This is a genomic window from Ruegeria sp. HKCCSA071, assembly GCF_017872555.1.
Classification (GTDB): Bacteria; Pseudomonadota; Alphaproteobacteria; order Rhodobacterales; family Rhodobacteraceae; genus Ruegeria.
In genome coordinates this window covers 41232-59233 of record NZ_JAEDOX010000012.1, presented here as the reverse complement: position 1 = coordinate 59233, position 18002 = coordinate 41232, and the positions used below count along the sequence as shown (strand labels likewise).

The 18002-nt window shown below is 57.1% G+C and carries 17 protein-coding genes; 14 read left to right on the top strand and 3 right to left on the bottom strand.

All coding sequences use genetic code 11. The features are described 5' to 3' along the window. Window positions 1-58: 58 nt before the first annotated feature. The 3 genes from hpaD to I9188_RS17235 are packed head-to-tail and all read right to left on the bottom strand — an operon-like array spanning window position 59 to window position 2866. Window positions 59-901, bottom strand: a complete 843-nt coding sequence (gene hpaD, locus I9188_RS17245) for a 3,4-dihydroxyphenylacetate 2,3-dioxygenase (protein ID WP_209507542.1) — start codon at window positions 899-901, stop codon at window positions 59-61. Between the two features lie 54 nt (window positions 902-955). Continuing rightward, window positions 956-2464, bottom strand: a complete 1509-nt coding sequence (hpaE, locus tag I9188_RS17240) for a 5-carboxymethyl-2-hydroxymuconate semialdehyde dehydrogenase (RefSeq protein ID WP_209507541.1) — start codon at window positions 2462-2464, stop codon at window positions 956-958. A 3-nt stretch (window positions 2465-2467) separates the two neighbouring features. After that, the gene (locus tag I9188_RS17235; protein ID WP_209507540.1) at window positions 2468-2866 is read right to left on the bottom strand and encodes a 5-carboxymethyl-2-hydroxymuconate Delta-isomerase; all 399 of its coding nucleotides are present in this window, start codon (window positions 2864-2866) and stop codon (window positions 2468-2470) included. A gap of 112 nt (window positions 2867-2978) precedes the next feature. Between I9188_RS17235 and hpaR the strand changes: the two genes are divergently transcribed. From hpaR to I9188_RS17165, 14 genes are all read left to right on the top strand, one after another. After that, window positions 2979-3419: a homoprotocatechuate degradation operon regulator HpaR gene (gene hpaR, locus I9188_RS17230; protein WP_209507539.1), complete on the top strand. Its 441-nt coding sequence runs from the start codon at window positions 2979-2981 to the stop codon at window positions 3417-3419. Window positions 3420-3695: 276 nt separating this feature from the next. After that, entirely contained in the window at window positions 3696-4496 is an 801-nt protein-coding gene (locus I9188_RS17225) for a transporter substrate-binding domain-containing protein (protein ID WP_209507538.1), read from the top strand. Between the two features lie 105 nt (window positions 4497-4601). Further along, window positions 4602-5231 carry an amino acid ABC transporter permease gene (locus I9188_RS17220; protein ID WP_245220694.1) on the top strand — a complete coding sequence of 210 codons (630 nt, stop codon included), beginning with the start codon at window positions 4602-4604 and terminating at the stop codon, window positions 5229-5231. A gap of 11 nt (window positions 5232-5242) precedes the next feature. Continuing rightward, window positions 5243-5905, top strand: coding sequence for an amino acid ABC transporter permease (locus I9188_RS17215; protein WP_209507536.1), 663 nt, complete (start codon window positions 5243-5245; stop codon window positions 5903-5905). Further along, window positions 5902-6624, top strand: coding sequence for an amino acid ABC transporter ATP-binding protein (locus I9188_RS17210; RefSeq protein ID WP_209507535.1), 723 nt, complete (start codon window positions 5902-5904; stop codon window positions 6622-6624). The genes I9188_RS17215 and I9188_RS17210 overlap by 4 nt, the downstream gene beginning before the upstream one ends. A gap of 37 nt (window positions 6625-6661) precedes the next feature. Further along, the gene (locus tag I9188_RS17205) at window positions 6662-7621 is read left to right on the top strand and encodes a dihydrodipicolinate synthase family protein (protein WP_209507534.1); all 960 of its coding nucleotides are present in this window, start codon (window positions 6662-6664) and stop codon (window positions 7619-7621) included. Further along, on the top strand, window positions 7612-8544 hold the full coding sequence (locus I9188_RS17200; RefSeq protein WP_209507533.1) for a proline racemase family protein: 933 nt from the start codon (window positions 7612-7614) through the stop codon (window positions 8542-8544). The genes I9188_RS17205 and I9188_RS17200 overlap by 10 nt, the downstream gene beginning before the upstream one ends. A 66-nt stretch (window positions 8545-8610) precedes the next feature. Beyond that, a complete protein-coding gene (locus I9188_RS17195; RefSeq protein WP_209507532.1) occupies window positions 8611-9861 on the top strand; it encodes an FAD-binding oxidoreductase in 1251 nt (416 codons plus the stop codon). Between the two features lie 15 nt (window positions 9862-9876). Continuing rightward, window positions 9877-10977 carry a cis-3-hydroxy-L-proline dehydratase gene (locus I9188_RS17190; protein ID WP_209507531.1) on the top strand — a complete coding sequence of 367 codons (1101 nt, stop codon included), beginning with the start codon at window positions 9877-9879 and terminating at the stop codon, window positions 10975-10977. A gap of 8 nt (window positions 10978-10985) precedes the next feature. Then, window positions 10986-12011: a proline racemase family protein gene (locus tag I9188_RS17185; protein WP_209507530.1), complete on the top strand. Its 1026-nt coding sequence runs from the start codon at window positions 10986-10988 to the stop codon at window positions 12009-12011. Window positions 12012-12237: 226 nt separating this feature from the next. After that, entirely contained in the window at window positions 12238-12918 is a 681-nt protein-coding gene (locus tag I9188_RS17180; RefSeq protein ID WP_209507529.1) for a GntR family transcriptional regulator, read from the top strand. Window positions 12919-12989: 71 nt separating this feature from the next. Further along, complete coding sequence (locus I9188_RS17175) at window positions 12990-14504, top strand: aldehyde dehydrogenase (NADP(+)) (protein WP_209507528.1); 1515 nt, start codon at window positions 12990-12992, stop codon at window positions 14502-14504. A gap of 298 nt (window positions 14505-14802) precedes the next feature. Then, window positions 14803-15720 carry a FecR domain-containing protein gene (locus I9188_RS17170; protein WP_245220693.1) on the top strand — a complete coding sequence of 306 codons (918 nt, stop codon included), beginning with the start codon at window positions 14803-14805 and terminating at the stop codon, window positions 15718-15720. A gap of 45 nt (window positions 15721-15765) precedes the next feature. Then, complete coding sequence (locus I9188_RS17165; protein ID WP_348540351.1) at window positions 15766-17985, top strand: adenylate/guanylate cyclase domain-containing protein; 2220 nt, start codon at window positions 15766-15768, stop codon at window positions 17983-17985. Window positions 17986-18002: the final 17 nt, after the last annotated feature.

Genomic DNA, 18002 nt, shown 5'->3' with positions numbered 1-18002 from the left:
TTATTGACTTTCCTTTGTGACGGGATCGCCACTGAATCTTAGTGTTCGATTGTCCGGTTCACACCGAAAAGCTGACATTTGCCTGACCCGTGCCAGAGCTGCCGAAATACGGGGTGTAGATGTCGATCTCACCCTTGTAGCTGCCCCAACCCAGTGCTCCAAACAGCAAAGCGGTGTCATTCATTGCACATTCGCCTGTACATTTCTTTGCATAGTCCGGAAGCATCTCAAGAAACTCTTCAAACCTTCCCTGTTCCCAAAGCTCCAGAACACGCATATCCATCTGGCGATTAAATTCACCGTTCACCGCATTGAGCCCTTCAACTGAGCGTTCATTCGGTGTGAAATCATGGCTGAGTGAGCCGGATGCCAGTATGGAAACGTTCCGGTCGGAACGCCGGATACCTTCGGCAATGGCCTCGCCCCAGACGCGGTTTTCCTGGATCGACGAGAACTGGTTGACTGCAACGGGCAAAACCCTGGCATTCAATCCATCGTTAATGAAATGCATAGGCAGAAGTGTGCCGTACTCCATTCCCATATCGGGGTGCGAATGGCCAAGTGCCCGCTCGCCGCGCTCGCGCAAAACATCAAGGATGGTTTCGCCCAATGCGTGGTCGCCGCGATAGTCAAACTCCATATCCGCTAGCATATGCGGCAGTTCATGACTGATGAAGCGACCTTTGTGGTGCTCTTTGGTATTCAGGTGAAACCCCTGATTGGTGATCCAATGGGTGTCGAAAACAAGAAAGGTCTCGACCTCGCGATCTATCGCGTCCTGGCGCAGGCGCGCATACCCATCAATGGCAGACTGCCGGATGCCCTTATATTTCGGCATCGTGTGGGACATCCAGATACTTGGCACATGCGTGATCTTTGCGGCTTGTACGATCTTTCCCATGACAGTTCCTCCTCGTGTGTACCGACGTCAGCGTACCGCGGCCTCCTGCCGGTTTCACTGGCCCAATTGCATGATTTTGTGTTGGCCAGTTGCGAATCCGATATGCTTTTGTTCCATGTAAAACTCGAAGCTCCAGTCGCCGCCGTCGCGGCCGATACCGGATGCCTTGACGCCACCGAACGGCGTGGGCAGGTGGCGGACGTTTTCCGAGTTCACCCAGATCATCCCGGCTTCAAGCTTGTCGGTGAGCCGCAAGGCGCGGGTCAGGTCATTGGTCCAAACATAGCCGGTCAGACCGTATGGTGTGTCGTTGGCGATCTGCAGCGCCTCGTCCTCGGTCGAGAACGGGATCGAGGTCAGAACCGGGCCGAAAATCTCTTCGCGCGCGATACGCATCTGGTTATTGGCATCGGTAAACAGGGTTGGGCGAATGAAATACCCTGTGTCGCCAACCTTGACACCCCCGGCGGCGACAGTCGCACCGTCTTCTTTGGCGATGTCAAAATAGGAAGTCACTTTGTTATAGTGCTCCTCGGTCACCAGTGGCCCGATCTCGGTCGCAGGATCCAGCGGATGGCCGACCTTGATGGTGTTGACCCGTTCGATCAGCCTGGCCTCGAACGCGTCTTTGATGGTGTCCTGCACCAGCAGGCGCGAGGATGACGTGCAGCGCTCACCATTGATCGAGTAGATCATGAAGATCACCGCATCCAGCGCCCGGTCGAGATCGGCGTCGTCGAACACGATAACCGGGTTCTTGCCGCCCAGTTCCAGATGCATCCGCTTGAGCGTATCGGCACCTTGCTTGGTGATAAGGCTGCCGGTGCGGCTTTCACCGACAAAGGCAATCGCCTTGATCAACGGATGTTCCGTCAACGCTTTACCCGCATCGGGGCCGAACCCGTTCACGGTGTTCAACACCCCCTTGGGCAGCCCGGCCTCTTCGGCGATCTCCACCAGCAGGCGAGCGGACAGCGGAGAATCTTCGGCCGGTTTGTGAACCACGGTGCACCCGGCGGCCAAAGCTGGCGCGATCTTCCATGTCGACAGCATGAACGGCGTGTTCCACGGCGTGATCACGCCCACCGGACCAATCGGAACGCGCGTGGTGATGTTCATCAGGGTCGGCGACTTCAGGTGCTGACCGTCCCGCGCCTGGACCACCTGATCCGCGAAATACCGGAAGTTCTCGGCCCCCCGCAGTGCGGCCTTGGACATAAAGCGCAGGGTCTGGCCCGTGTCCCAGCATTCACACAGCGCAATTTCCTCGGCACGGGCCTCGATCGCATCGGCAACGTTCAGCAAGATGCGGCGGCGCTCAGTGGCAGGCTTGTCACGCCAATCGGAAAATGCGGCATGAGCGGCATTGGCGGCAGCGTCGATATCCTCGGCAGTGCCATGGGCGACATCGCAGATCACCGACTTGTCGACGGGAGATGTGGATTGGAACACCCCTGCGGAACCGTCGCGATCTTCGCCCGCGATCCGGTTTTTGATGCCAGTTTCCTTAAACCGGACCAGAAAGCCCGCCAGCTTCTCGATATTCGTACCCAGTGCGCTCATGGATCAGGTCTCCTGGTTGGTGGCGCCCAAATGGTGCCGGATCGTGCCGGTCTTGGGCGAAAGGTCTGGGTCAATGTCACGCATCTCAAGCGAGAGAGCGATGGAATGTCCGGTGAAGGCGGGGGACAGATAGGCCTCAACCGCCTCAAAAATGCGCTGCGTGGCGTCCCGTTTGACATCCTTAGGCCGGCCCGCTCTCAGGCGGATCGAGATATCGACAAACCCGTGCGCCGGGTTGCCGTCAGCGATGGCATAGTGATCAACCCGCGTAGCCCGAACACGAATTCCGGCCATAGGAAACGCCTCAACCCCTGCAGCGGTGGCCCGTATGCATTCGCACAGACCGTCCATGTCGATCTTGTCTTCCAGATTGCCGGAATACTCGACGTGGAAATGCGGCATAGCCTTCCCTTTCTGCGTATTTAGTTAACATGTTTATTATTCACAAAGCCGCACGTCAAGAGATTGCCTTGTTAATCTTTGCAATTGCCATTGCAGCATTCTAGAAAACCGCATGACCACGCAAAGCCACATCAAAAGCACCGCCCGCTCCCTTCCAATCGCACTGTTGCGCGCGCGGGAAACCGTCATGTCCCCGATCCGGGATATGCTGCAAAGCATTCATCTGACCGAACAGAAATGGCGCGTCTTGCGTGTGCTAGATGAGCTTGGTGAAGTGGAGCAAAGCACAATCGCTCACGAGGCATGTCTGCTTCTTCCTAGTGTGACGCGCATCCTGCGAACGATGGAGGCCGAAGGCCAGATTTCACGCCGTCGGGATAGTGATGACAAACGTCGCACCATGGTCACGATCACCAATGCAGGCCGATCTATTCTTACGGACAACCTAGCGGCTTCGCTTGCGATCACCGGCAACATCGAGGCACAAATGGGACAGGAAAAGTTGGATCAACTTCTGGATCTGCTCGAAGAATTGCAGGCCGTCAGAACCTGAACCAGCGCACTTGACCTCAGTGGTCGCCAATGCGGTTCTCTATAAGGAACCCCATTACCGCTTGATTGGAAGTGTCAGGCGGTCTTACCGGCTGAAATTCGCCTCACGACGATAACGCACCCCTTACGGGCGCGGTAAGTCAGTCTTTTCAAGACCATCACCACTCCAAGATGTCCTTGTCACCACAAGAAGGTCGTCGAGGTCAAAACAAAATACTGGATGTTGGATACAATATCCGTTACTCCTCTGCGTATTGATTGATTCAGGGAGGATCACATGCTCAAGAAACTCGCCGCACTGGCGGCCCTCACCACTATCTCCACGGTTCCTGCGATGGCGGACACGCTGGACGATGTCGTTGACCGCGGGACATTGCGCTGCGGTGTAGTGTTGGACTTTCCGCCGATCGGATATCGCGACGCCAACAACGAACCGGCGGGTTTTGACGTGGAATACTGCAATGATCTGGCCGCCGCCCTTGAAGTTGAGGCCGAAATCCTGCCGTTGACCTGGGCCGAACGCCTGCCAGTGATCGTCACCGGACGCGCAGACGTTGTGTTCGGAGCAACCTCGGACAGCCTCGAACGGGCGCGGACCGTGGGCTTTACCATTCCTTACGCCATCTATTATGCGCAGGGTGTGGTGAACGCGGAAAGCAGCATTGAAACCTTCGAGGATATCCGCGGCAAGCGCGTGGCTGCCGCGATCGGCACGGTACCCGAGCAGGAATGGCTGAAGATCGCCGCCGAATGGGGTGAAGAAGGCAATTACCAGGGCTATCAATCCGAAAACGAAGTGTTCCTGGCGGTAGCTCAGGGCAAGGCCGATATTGGCATTACCACAAACACTGCCGTGCTGCCGATTACCCAGCAATATGACACTGTTGTTGCCGGTCCTCGTATGCCATGGACCACCGACTACACTTCGGTTGTCGGCAAGCGTGAAGATGTCACCTGGCTGAACTTCCTGAACCTGTTCGTGACCCACCAGGTGCGTTCGGGCCGCTATCAGGAGCATTGGGGTAAATATGTCGGTGGCGAAGCCCCCGAGCTGCGCATTCCCGGCGTAATGTACTGACCCTTTCCTGCTCCATGCTTTCGTCCGGCTATGGCCGGGCGAAAGGACCGGTAGATTGCGCGAGGAACACCCGTGTTCGACTATAACTTCCATTGGCGGCCAGTGATGAAAAGCCTACCGGACCTGCTTGAAGCATCGCTGCTGACGATACAGGTTGCCGTGCTGGCAATGGTCCTTGGCATCATCATCGGGCTTTGTCTGGCGCTGACGCGACTGCACCTGAAAGGGCCGCTTTACTGGTTCGCCTCAGCCTGGGTCGAACTGGCGCGTAATACTCCGGCGTTGTTCCAGCTATTCTTTTTCGGCTTCGGGCTTGGTGCCTTTGGCCTGCATCTGTCGCCGTACTTCATCGTGCTGGCCGGACTGACATTCAATTGCGCCGGTTATCTGGCTGAAAACTTTCGCGGCGGCTTTCAGGCCGTCCCCGAGACACAGTTACGCGCGTCGCGATCGCTGGGCATGACCGCCTGGCAGGCCTACACACGCGTCGTGATCCCACAGGTGTTTCGCATTGTCTATCATCCGATCACGAACCAGATGGTCTGGGCTGTTTTGATGTCCTCGCTGGGCATGCTGGTCGGCTTCCGGGAGCTGTCGGGCGAGACGCAGTTCTTTGCCTCGCGCACTTTCCGCATCTTTGAATATTTTGCCGTCACCGCGGTCATTTATTACGTGATCGTCAAAATCATCCTTCTTGCCTCGCGCCTGCTGGCGTCCCGGCTTTTCCGCTACTGAAGGAGGCACAGATGCAACCCACTGTCAGCTTCTTCAGCGGCTTCAACATCAACGATCTGTGGTTTCTGGGCGAAGCCGCGCTGCGAACGCTCTGGATTTCAGTACTTTCGATTTCCATAGGAACGGTCATTGGCGTGGTGTGCGGATGGCTTCTGTACGAGGGCAAACTGGCAGCGACCCTGACGTTGGCTCCGGTTCTGGATATTTTCCGGTCGGTCCCTCTGATCATCCAGCTGGTGCTGTTTTATAACTTTGCACCTATTGTCGGGCTCAATCTGGACCCGTTTGCTTCAGGCGTGGTGATCCTGTCCATCTATACGGCAGCACTGGTTGCGAATGTGGCGCGCGGCGGGATTGAGGCCGTCGGTGATCCGATGCGTCGCGCCGCGCGCAGTCTGGGCATGACCTATTGGCAGGATCTGCGCTATGTCGTCTTCCCGATCGGTGGGCGCGCGGTGTTCCCCGCTTGGGTTGGGGTCGCGCTGGGTGTGATGAAGGACAGCGCGCTGGTCTCGGTTCTGGGCTATGTCGAGCTGCTGAAGGCCAGCCAAATCCTGATCACCCGCACGCAGGAACCGTTCCTGATCCTGACAATCGCTGGTGCGTTCTATTTCGCGCTCAGCTATCCGATTTCGCGTTATTCTGCGTCGCTAGAAAAAAGGTGGGCCCAATGATCGAAATACGCGACCTGCACAAGTATTTTGGATCGCTGCATGTGCTGAAAGGCATCGATCTGGATGTGCAGAAAGGAGAAGTTTTGTCGGTGATTGGCGCGTCAGGCTCCGGAAAATCGACCCTTCTCTATTGCATCAACGGGCTGGAACCGATCCAGCAGGGATCGGTCCGGGTTGATGGCATTGATGTTCATGCAAAAGGCACCGACATCAACAAGCTGCGCACAAAGCTGGGGATGGTGTTCCAGCAATGGAACAGCTTTCCGCATCTGACAGCACTGGAAAACGTTGCTTTGGCCCCGAAGATTGTCAAAGGCAAGTCGAGGGACGAGGCGCGTGACATTGCCGCAAAGCAGTTGACCCATGTAGGGTTGGGCGAGAAGCTGAACGTCTTCCCTTCGTCCTTATCGGGTGGTCAGCAGCAGCGACTTGCCATTGCCCGCGCGCTGGCGATGGAGCCGGAATACATGCTGTTTGACGAAGCAACCTCGGCGCTGGATCCTGAACTGGTGGGCGAAGTACTCGACACGATGCGGCTTTTGGCCGAAGAAGGGATGACGATGATTTGTGTCACGCATGAGATGGGTTTCGCTCGTGATGTATCAGACCGGGTTGCTTTTTTTCATCAGGGCGTGATGGAAGAGATCGGCCCGCCCGCCCAGATTTTTAGCGAAGCCCAATCCGAACACACCCGCAAATTCCTGGCGAATGTGCGATAAGAGCCCCCGCCCCAAAACAATTAGGAAGGTCACCTTCATGTCCCAGAATATCTTCACCGGCACCATGCCAGCCCTGATGACCCCCTGCAAACCGGACCGGACACCGGATTTCGACGCGCTGGTGAAAAAGGGCAAGGAAATGATCGCAGCGGGCATGTCTGCCGTAGTCTATTGCGGCTCGATGGGCGACTGGCCTCTCTTGTCGGATGCCGAACGGATGGAAGGTGTCGAACGTCTGGTCGCGGCCGGACTGCCCGTTGTCGTCGGCACCGGTGCGATAAATTCGAAATCCGCCGTGGCGCTTGCCGCGCATGCGCAAAAGGTTGGTGCGGCAGGGCTTATGGTGATCCCGCGTGTATTGTCGCGTGGATCGTCCATCGCGGCGCAGCGTAACCATTTCAAAGCGATCCTGTCGGCTGCACCTGATATCCCGGCAATCATCTATAACAGCCCGGTTTACGGCTTTGCGACGCGCGCCGATCTGTTCCTGGAATTGCGTGCAGATCATCCGAACCTTGTTGGGTTCAAGGAATTCGGCGGCAAAAGCGATCTGCGCTATGCGGCGGAACACATTACCTCGAAAGATGATCAGGTTACACTGATGGTTGGTGTGGACACCGAGGTCTACCATGGCTTCGTCAATTGCGGCGCCACCGGCTCGATCACGGGGATCGGCACTGCTTTGCCTAAGGAGGCACTTCTGCTGGCGGCCCTGTGTCAGAAAGCAGCTGCCGGTCATGCCGAGGCCCGCCTTCGCGCGCGGGAACTGGAAGAAGCCTTTGGTGTGCTGGCCAGCTTTGACGAGGGCACCGATCTGGTACTGTATTACAAACACCTGCTGGTCCTAAACGGCGAAGAGGAATACCGTTTGCACTTCAACGAAACCGACGAGTTGACGGATGCCCAGCGCAACTATTGCGAACAGCAATACCACCTGTTCCGCACTTGGTTTACCGATTGGTCCGGCCAAGGCGGGGTCATTGCTGAATGCATGTGATTGACAGTCACACCGGAGGAATGCCTACGCGGGTGATCCTCGACGGCGGCCCCGATCTGGGGTCCGGCCCACTGGCCGAGCGTGCACGACGCTTGGCCACCGAGCATGAGGCGTTCTACAAATCCATCTTGTTGGAACCGCGTGGGCAGCCCGGTATGGTGGGGGCGCTTCTGGTCGCGCCCGAAGATTCTGGATGTGAGACCGGCGTGATCTATTTCGATGCGGATGCCGTTCTGGGCATGTGCGGGCATGGCACCATCGGTTTGAGTGTCACTCTGGCCCATATGGGTCGGATCCGGCCCGGCACGCACCGGGTGGAAACGCCGGTCGGGGTCATCTCGGTGGAGTTGCTGGACGCCAATACCGTGCGCGTCACAAATGTCGAGAGCCGGCGCGTGCGGGCAGCTGTGCAGATTGAGGTTGACGGCCATGGGTCAATCACCGGCGATCTTGCATACGGTGGGAATTGGTTCTTCATTGTTGATCCCAGCCCGATCCCGGTGAACCCGGGAAACATTCGTGCGTTGACCGATTTGACCATAGCCATACGTCAAGCCTGCATCGCACAGGGGGTGCGTGGTGAAAACGGGGAACTGGTCGACCACGTGATCCTACAGGATCAATCCCCCAACAAGGATGTTCACAGCCGCAACTTTGTACTGTGCCCGGACAATCAATATGACCGGTCGCCCTGCGGTACTGGCAGTTCGGCGCGCCTCGCCTGTCTGGCGGCAAACGGGGCGCTGGAAGCGGGGGAAGAGATTGTGCAGGAAAGCGTGATCGGCAGCCCCTATGTGCTGAGCTACCAACCCGGCCCGAACGGGGGTGTCATTCCCACCCTGACCGGGCAGGCACATATCATGGCGGAAGCCAGATTGGTTTTCGCGCCGAATGATCCGTTCCGAGATGGCATCGCGTTTTGAAATCAAGTCCGGGGACAGACGCTGTTCGGTCCCCGACCCCCCAGCACGATTTGAGAACCTATAACCATGCAGCATGATACCAAGACGGACATAGTTGTGATCGGTGCTGGCATCATTGGCATCAGCGCTGCGCTGGAACTGCAAAAGCGCGGCAGGAACGTGCTGGTGCTGGACCGTGAAGGCGTCGCAGCCGGGGCGTCAAAGGGCAATGCCGGGGCCTTTGCCTTTACAGATATCGTGCCGCTTGCAACCCCGGGGATCATGCGCAAAGCGCCGAAATGGCTGCTTGATCCGCTGGGGCCTTTGTCGATCCCGCCCGCTTATGCGCTGAGTATTGCACCGTGGATGCTCCGGTTCTGGCGGGCCAGTTGGCGAGATCGTTATGCTGCCTCACTGTCCGCACAGGCCGCGCTGATGAACCACAGCCGCGCCGCGCTGGAGCGCCAAATCGCGTATGTTGACGGCGAGGCGCTGATGCAGCGCCAAGGCCAGTTGCAGTTGTTCGAGAGTGAGAGCGAATTCCGTGCCAGCCTGCCCACTTGGGACCTGCGCAAGGACCATGGCATCCCGTTTGATCTTCTGGACAGTCCGAATGCTATTGCCGAAATTCAACCCGGACTGAACCGGCGATTCACCCATGCGGGTTTTACCCCGACATGGATGAATACCGTCGACCCGGCCCACTGGACCGAGCATCTGGCGGCACAGTTCATCGCGCACGGTGGACAGGTAAAGATCGCGGAGATCACGGCACTGAAACCAACCGATGATGGCGTGCGCCTTGACACGGACAACGGCGACATTTCGGCAGGTCAGGTGATTGTCGCCGCCGGAGCCTGGTCACACCAACTGGCCAAATCCCTAGGGGATCATATCCCGCTTGAGACCGAACGGGGTTATAACACGACCCTGCCCGAAGGCGCTTTTGACCTGCGCACGCATCTGACCTTTGGGGGGCATGGGTTTGTGGTAACCCGGATCAACGGCGGCGTGCGCATCGGTGGCGCGGTCGAACTGGGTGGATTGAAGCTGGCCCCGAATTACCGGCGCGCTGACACGTTGCTGGCCAAGGCCGGGCGCTTCATGCCAGACCTTAACCTAGAGGGCGGCACGCAATGGATGGGCTTTCGCCCGTCACTGCCCGACAGCCTGCCAGTGATTGACCGATCTTCGCGCGCACCAGAGGTGCTTTATGCCTTTGGCCATGGTCATCTGGGGCTGACCCAATCCGCAGGCACGGCCGAACTGGTGGCTGATCTGGTCACTGACGCCAAGCCGGTGCTCGATATGTCACCTTTCTCATCCACACGCTTCTAATCTGGAGAACACCTTATGAAAATCACCGGGCTGAACGTATATCAGGTCGATCTGCCGCTGAAAGAAGGCCGCTATAGCTGGTCCAACGGCAATTTTGTCGAAGTGTTTGACAGCACCGTTCTGGAAATCATCACGGATGAGGGGTTGAAGGGCTATGCAGAATGCTGCCCGCTTGGCTCGGCCTATCTGCCGTCTTTCGCGCTCGGCGTCCGAGCCGGGCTTGCAGAACTGGCCCCGCGTTTGATCGGGCAGGACCCACTGAATATCGGTCAGATCAACCGCACGATGGATGCGGCCTTGCGGGGCCATCCCTATGCCAAGGCTCCGGTGGATATCGCCTGCTGGGATCTGCTGGGCAAGGCCACGGAACAGCCGCTTTACACCTTGCTGGGGGGCGCTGCGCAGGACGATGTGGTGCTTTATCGCGCGATCAGTCAGGAAGCACCTGAGATCATGGCCAAAAAGATCGAAGGCTATGCCGCCGAAGGCTACACCAAGTTTCAGCTCAAGGTGGGTGGCGAGGCCAATGACGACATTGACCGTATCCACGCCACCCGCGCCGTTCTGAAAAAGTCGGACCTGCTGGTTGCGGACGCCAATACCGGCTGGACCCGGCACGAGGCCGCACGCGTGGTGGGCGCGATTTCGGGTCTGGATGTCTATGTGGAACAGCCTTGCCTGACCTATGAGGAATGCGTGTCGATCCGCCGCCGCACCGCGTTGCCTTTTGTGATGGACGAGGTGATCGACACCCCCAACACGCTGGTCCGCGGCATTGCAGAAGACGCAATGGATGTGATCAACCTGAAAATCTCGAAAGTCGGAGGGTTGACCAAAGCCCGTCTTATGCGTGACCTCTGCGTGGCGCACGGCATCCCCATGACGATCGAAGACACCTGGGGCGGTGACATCACCACGGCAGCCATCGCACATCTGGCCCGTTCAACGCCGTCCGAATTCACATTCTCTGCCACGGATTTCAACTCTTACGGCACGGTGGACATTGCCGAGGGTGCGCCAAAGCGTGTCAACGGCCGGATGACCGCACCCGCCCGTCCGGGTCTGGGTGTTACACCGATTTTTGACGCTCTGGGCGAGCCTGTCGCACAATATTGAGAGTTCCGATGCGAAGCAGCAAAACCGTTCATGTCATTTCAGCCCATGCAGAAGGCGAAGTAGGGGATGTTATCGTTGGGGGCGTCGCCCCGCCACCGGGCGACACCTTGTGGGAACAGCGCAGCTTTGTCGCCGGCGACCAGACGCTGCGCAACTTCGTTCTGAACGAACCTCGGGGCGGTGTTTTCCGTCATGTAAATCTTCTGGTGCCCCCGAAACACCCCAAGGCGGACGCGGCTTTCATCATTATGGAACCCGAAGACACACCGCCCATGTCCGGCTCGAACTCGATATGTGTTTCAACCGTATTGCTGGATGGCGGGATCATTCCGATGCAGGAACCCGAAACTCATATGGTGCTTGAGGCCCCGGGCGGGCTGGTTCATGTCCGGGCAGAATGCAGCGGTGGCAAAGCGCAACGCATTTTCGTGCAGAACCTGCCCAGCTTTGCCGATAAACTGTCCGTCCCGCTTGAGGTGCCCGGATTGGATACGATCATGGTTGATACTGCTTATGGGGGTGACAGTTTTGTCGTGGTCGATGCAAAGGCATTGGGATTCGAAATTGTCGAACATGAGGCCCGTGACATTGCCCGATTGGGGGTGAAGATCACCAATGCAGCCAATGAACAGCTTGGGTTTTCGCATCCTGAAAACCCGGATTGGGACCATATCTCATTCTGTGCTTTCTGCGGCCCGCTGAGCCAGACCGAAACCGGATTGACCGGAAAATCTGCCGTGGCGATCCGGCCCGGCAAGGTTGATCGGTCGCCTACGGGTACAGCGGTTTCCGCACGCATGGCGCTGATGGCTGCAAAAGGGTTGATGTCGCCGGGTCAGACATTCGAGGCGGTTTCGATCATCGGATCACGGTTCACCGGCCGGATTGTCGATACCACCGAAGTGGCGGGCCGCGCCGCGATTGTCCCCGAAATCAGTGGGCGCGGCTGGATCACCGGCATTCATCAACTCATGCTTGACCCGGATGACCCCTGGCCTGGCGGGTATCGTTTGTCGGACACCTGGGGTGTCTGATTAAACAGTGCATTGGCCGCGCCCACACTCAGGGAAAGGCGGTCACAGAAGGTCCCATTCGCACTTGGTCATACCTCGCTGTCTCAGCAGGGTTGAATCAACGTGGATATTGGATGCATTATAGACCGAGTGTCCTTAATCAGCTTTCCGAGTGGTCGAGCCGCGGCTTAGCTTGGAATAACCGCCAGTAACCGGTAGCTGTACCCAAACAAGTGGCAGGAAGAACATGGCAGGAAAGCGCGCAATAACCAAGCAAAGCCTACCAGATGTCATCGCGAACGATCTTCGTGAGCGGATACTGAATGGTGAACTTGCCGAAGGTGAAGCTATTCGCCAGGAAGCTCTGGCCGAGGAATACGACGTATCGCGGATGCCCATCCGCGAAGCCCTAAAGCGTCTGAACGCTGAAGGTCTGATTCAATGGGCCAATAATCGGGGCGGATCAGTCACCAAACACTCGCTGAAAGAAATCGGAGAAATATTCGACCTTCGAATGCTTATTGAAGTCGATCTTTTCCGCAGAGCCATTCCGCAGATGACATCTGCCGACTTCGCACGATGCAACGAGATATTGACACAGATGGAAGCGTCTTATGACGAGAATGACGTCGGGAAGTGGGGGATCCTGAACTATCAATATCACTCCGCCCTCTACGCGGCGTCACAGAGGAAACTGACAAATGAATTGCTGGATCGCGTCAATCTGCAATCTGACCGCTATGTCCGAATGCATCTGAGCGTGATGAAACAGCGGGAACCGGCGAAAAAAGAGCATCGAGAACTGTTGAAACTGGCGCAAGCAGGGAACGTTGACGAAGCCTGTGACATGCTGATGCGGCACATCCGGCGAACAAAGGAACAGTTGCTGGAAATGATCGTAGCAAAACGCGCCATGGAGGAGACCTAACAGGGCGCTTGATTGCCCCTCAAAATTGGATACATTATCCATTAACATAGAATCGAAAATATGGAACCTTCATGACCTGCTCCCCCCATGGCAAGCACCTCATCGCTGGAAATTGGCTTTCAGGTGACACGTTTTTTCAGTCACAGCCCGCTTTTGGACCGTCGCACCGTTTTTCGGTGGGGCGCTTTCAGGATGTTGATGCGGCTGCAAAAGCTGCCGAAGAAGCGTTCTGGAGCTATGGTTTTTCGACCCGGGAAGACCGAGCGGCATTTCTGAATACCATCGCGGATGAGATCGAAGCCCGCGCCGAGGCAATTACTGAAATCGGCACGCAGGAAACCGGCCTGCCCGAGGCCCGTCTGCAAGGAGAGCGGGGTCGCACATCGGGCCAACTTCGCTTGTTTGCCACTCATATTCTGAGTGGTGAGTATCTGGATCGGCGCCACGACGGCCCGTTGCCAGACCGCTCGCCGCTGCCGCGCCCGGATCTGAAAATGATCCAGCGCCCTATTGGCCCTGTCGCCGTATTCGGTGCTTCGAATTTCCCTTTGGCCTTTTCAACCGCAGGCGGTGACACCGCGGCCGCCTTGGCTGCTGGGTGCCCCGTTGTCGTAAAAGGGCACAGCGCCCATCCGGGCACCGGTGAGATCATAGCCGAGGCCATACATGCTGCCATCGAACGCTGCAAAATTCATCCCGGTGTTTTCAGTCTGATTCAGGGGGGTGACCGGACAGTAGGTTCCGCTTTGGTGCAACACCCGCTGATCAGGGCTGTCGGGTTCACTGGCTCATTGGCTGGTGGTCGGGCACTGTTCGATCTGTGTGCCGCGCGTCCTGAACCAATCCCGTTTTTCGGTGAACTTGGCTCGGTCAACCCGATGTTCGTTCTCGATGCTGCGCTGACGAACCGGGGCGACAATATTGCTCAGAACTGGGCAGGGTCGCTGACCATGGGTGCAGGTCAGTTCTGTACCAACCCCGGGGTCGCCGTAATGCTGTCGGGTGCAGCAGCGGACCACTTCGCTGAGACCGCGCGAACCGCCCTGTCAGAGACACCCGCGCAGACCATGCTGACCGACGGCATCGCCGACGCTTATCGAGCCGGTCAGGCAAGGATCGCCAACACGGCAGGTGTGCAGGAGGTTCTGACCTCTATGTGTGAACAACGCACCGCGTCCCCTTACCTGTATCGCACCAATGCTGTGAACTGGCTGGCAAACGAAACCCTTGGTGAAGAGGTTTTTGGCCCGCTGGGCGTTATCGTGACCGCCGAAACGCCTGACGAAATGCGGGCCGTCGCGCACAGTCTGCAAGGTCAACTGACCTGCACCCTGCATATGGATGATGCGGACTTGGACACCGCGCGTTCCCTGATGCCGATCCTCGAGCGCAAGGCCGGGCGTGTTCTGGCCAATGGCTTTCCCACGGGCGTCGACGTCTGCGACAGCATGGTGCATGGCGGCCCCTACCCCGCTTCGACCAATTTCGGTGCTACCTCTGTCGGCACATTGTCAATCCGGCGGTTTTTAAGACCCGTATGTTACCAGAACATGCCTGACGCATTGTTGCCAGAACAATTCCTCTGAATTTTCGGCTAAACACACCCATAACGTCATGGCTCATCGCGGGGCAAGCGATGAGCCGGGTGCCCAATGCTCTCATTTGATGGAGGCTGCACTTCGGCCTGTTAAGTGGGGAGGCTCACGTCGGCCTTAACGCAGAAATTCACGATCAAAAAATCTCTTGCTACAAATACATGCCATAATGCATATTTAACGTTAGCATTTTTGACTATTTGAATAAGAATAACACATTTTTTGGGGCAAAAATCGAGCTTGGCGCGCTTTGCGCTTACTTAGACCCGTTGGGGGAAGGGGCTCTAGTTTGACTTGGTTAAAGATTGTGTTGGTTGTATTTGTTGTCGCGCTCATGCCAGCGCAGGCCCTTGCCAACATCGGGACAGTTATCAGCGCCAAGCAAGGCGCTCAGATCATTCGCGCCGGAAACGCGCAGCCTGTCATTTCAGGAATGGATGTGGTGTCGGGCGATACGATTTCTACAGACCACAGCGGTTTGGTGCAGATCGTATTTGTGGATGAAACCAAAATTGCCGTAGGCCCCAATGCGCATATGGTTTTGGATGTGACCATGCTGCGCGGTAACCGAAAGGCCAAAAGCTTCGCCGTGCAGGCCTTGGGCGGCAGCTTTCGATTCATTTCAGGCAAAAGCAGAAAAAGAGCCTATTCGATCAAGACCCCGACAGCGACAATGGCAGTTCGTGGCACAACCTTCGATATGTGGGTCGTATCACAAACCCAAAGCGCAATGCTTGTCCTGCACGGAACTGTTCAAATGTGCAGTGCACAAGGGTCCTGCAGGTCCACAGGCCGCGTGTGCAGCATGTATGCCACCGGTGGAGGCGGAACAGTCGGGCGGCCCGCTGATCAGGAACAGTATGATCAAGCACTGAAAGAGGGGTTCCCATTTATTCAGTCGCAGGAAGGCCTGCTGCCTCCTTTGCAGGTACGGGTTGAGGGGTGTTCTGGCGAAGGGGCGCCCGTGCAACAGGCCAAAGTCGACAGGGCCGACATTCGCAGAACTGCGCCCCAGCCGCGCCGAGTCAGCGTCGCGGCGCCGCCAGCACCTCCGTCAAACCCAGAGCCAGATGTAAAACCAGAACCGGAACCTGAGCCGGAGCCGGAGGAACCGGAACCGGAACCCGAACCCGAAGAACCTGATCGGGAGGAACCAGGTCAGGAAGTTCCAGAGCAGCAAGAATCAAATAGTGAGCTGTTCCGGTAGCGTTGTCGAAAAAGCGGAAATGGACTCACTTGTCCGGAGAACGACGTGAGCGACGAAAAGCGCAAAACCAAGACAGGGAAATGGGCGTTCCGCCTTGTCGGATTGTGTCTGATCTTGGTGGGTTGTTTCATCCGGGTCATGGATCCTTATCCTGTGCGAATGACCCGTCTGATCTATTTCGACGTTCTGCAAAGGTCATCTCCGCGAGAGTTCAATCCTGAACTTCCCATACGGGTTGTAGATATTGACGAAGCCTCTCTGGCCAATTGGGGGCAATGGCCCTGGCCCCGAACACTGGTGGCGCAGATGGTTCAAAACCTGGGTGAATACGGTGCTGCGGCCATCGCATTTGATATGTTGTTCGCTGAACCTGACCGGTTTTCGCCCTCGCGTCTTCTGAACGATCCATCTTTGGCAGGGGTCCTCACAGTGGAACGCCACGCTCAAAAGCTCGATAATGATGTCTTGCTTGGGATGGAAATCGCTTATTGGCCGGTCGTTCTTGGGACTGCCGCACGATTGTCGGCGGAAGGAAACCCCATCACTGCAAAAGCAGGTATCATTGAGTTCGGGGAAAATCCCGCCGCGGGTCTAATTTCAGTTCCTCATTGGACGCCAATTGCGCCTCCATTGGATCGGACCGCTGCGGGTATTGGTGGCGTCAACGTCTCGCCCATCGGGGGAACCGGTATCATGCGCCGCGTGCCGGTTCTTTGGCGCGGGCCGGACGGGCTGTTGCCGGGTCTGTCAATTGAAGCCCTGAGAGTTGCCTTGGGTGAAACCAATATCGTAGCCGAAGGTGCGCAGGACGAAACAGGCATCATGTTGGCGGTTGAGGTCGGGGGATACCGTATACCAACGACAGAAAACGGCGAGATTTGGCTGAGATACCGGCGGGATGCGCCCGAACTGTACATCTCGGCCAACGATATCCTCAAAAGCTCGGATGATGCGGACATTCGGGCGGAAGTTGAGGGGCGGATCATCCTGATCGGAACGTCGGCCGCCGGTTTATTCGATATGCATCAGACAGCGCTTGGAGAGAGCGTTCCCGGCGTTTCAATTCATGCTCAGGTGCTGGAACAGGTCCTGACCAACGAAATGCTAAGCCGTTCGGACGTGACCGCAGCGCAGGAAATGCTTGCCTTCGCCTTTCTCGGGCTTGTCGTGATTGCCGTCATGTCCAGTTTTGGTGCGGTTGCATCTTTCATTGCAGGCGGTGTCGCCGCTGCCGCCGTTCTGATATTGAGTTGGCTGGTCTTTCAAAACCAGTCGGTTTTGTTCGACGCCACATTTCCGCTTGTCGGTGGCATGGCCAATTTCGGGCTGCTGGCAGGGTATCTTTTCCTGTCCAGCGAACGGGAAAAGCGCAAAATCCGGAAAGTCTTTTCTCATTACGTCGCCCCGGAAATCCTTGATGAGATGGAAGCCACCGGGCATCAGCTGCAATTGGGAGGCGAGACGCAGGATATCACAGTGATGTTTTCCGACATCCGGGGTTTTACACCTCTGTCTGAATCCGCATCTGCCACCGAACTGGTCTCGCTGCTGAATGCGCTTTTTTCCAGTATCGGCGACCAGATACTGGCTGAACGGGGAACCATCGACAAGTTTATCGGCGACGCCGTTATGGCGTTCTGGAACGCGCCTCTGCCTGTCGCTGACCACCCGTGCCGGGCGGCACTTGCCGCACTGAAAATGCGGCGCGCTTTGGCAGAGTTCAATGCATCCGACATCATGCGAAACCGCCCCCCTATCGCGCTGGCAACGGGGCTTGCCACCGGGCAGGCCTGCGTCGGCAATATCGGATCGCAGAAACGGTTCAACTATACGGTCATCGGCGACGTCGTGAATGTCTCAGCGCGGATCGAACAATGCTGTCGAACGGTCGACTACGACATCGTCGTTTCAAACGGTGTCCATAAAATCACTCAGGGGGATCTGGCCATGTTAGAGGCCGGGCATGTTGATCTGAAAGGCAAAGCCAACCCGGAACCCGTCTTTGTTTTGGTGGGCGATCAGACCCTGTTGAAAACAGCGGCATTCCAGGATCTCAGGGCTGCACATGCAGAGCTGATTTTGGCGATCACAAATCGACACCCAAACAGTCTGGTCAAGACCTTGTGCCAACAGTGCGAAGAACTGGCTGAAGACATCGAGCCCGGCTTGCGTCAGTTCTACAAGGCGCTGCCCGGTCGTGCCGCTGACTTCCGGTCGAACCTGCCATCCGGGCAATTCATGTTCACACGCCACAGTCTTGGATAACCGGTCACATCTTCCGG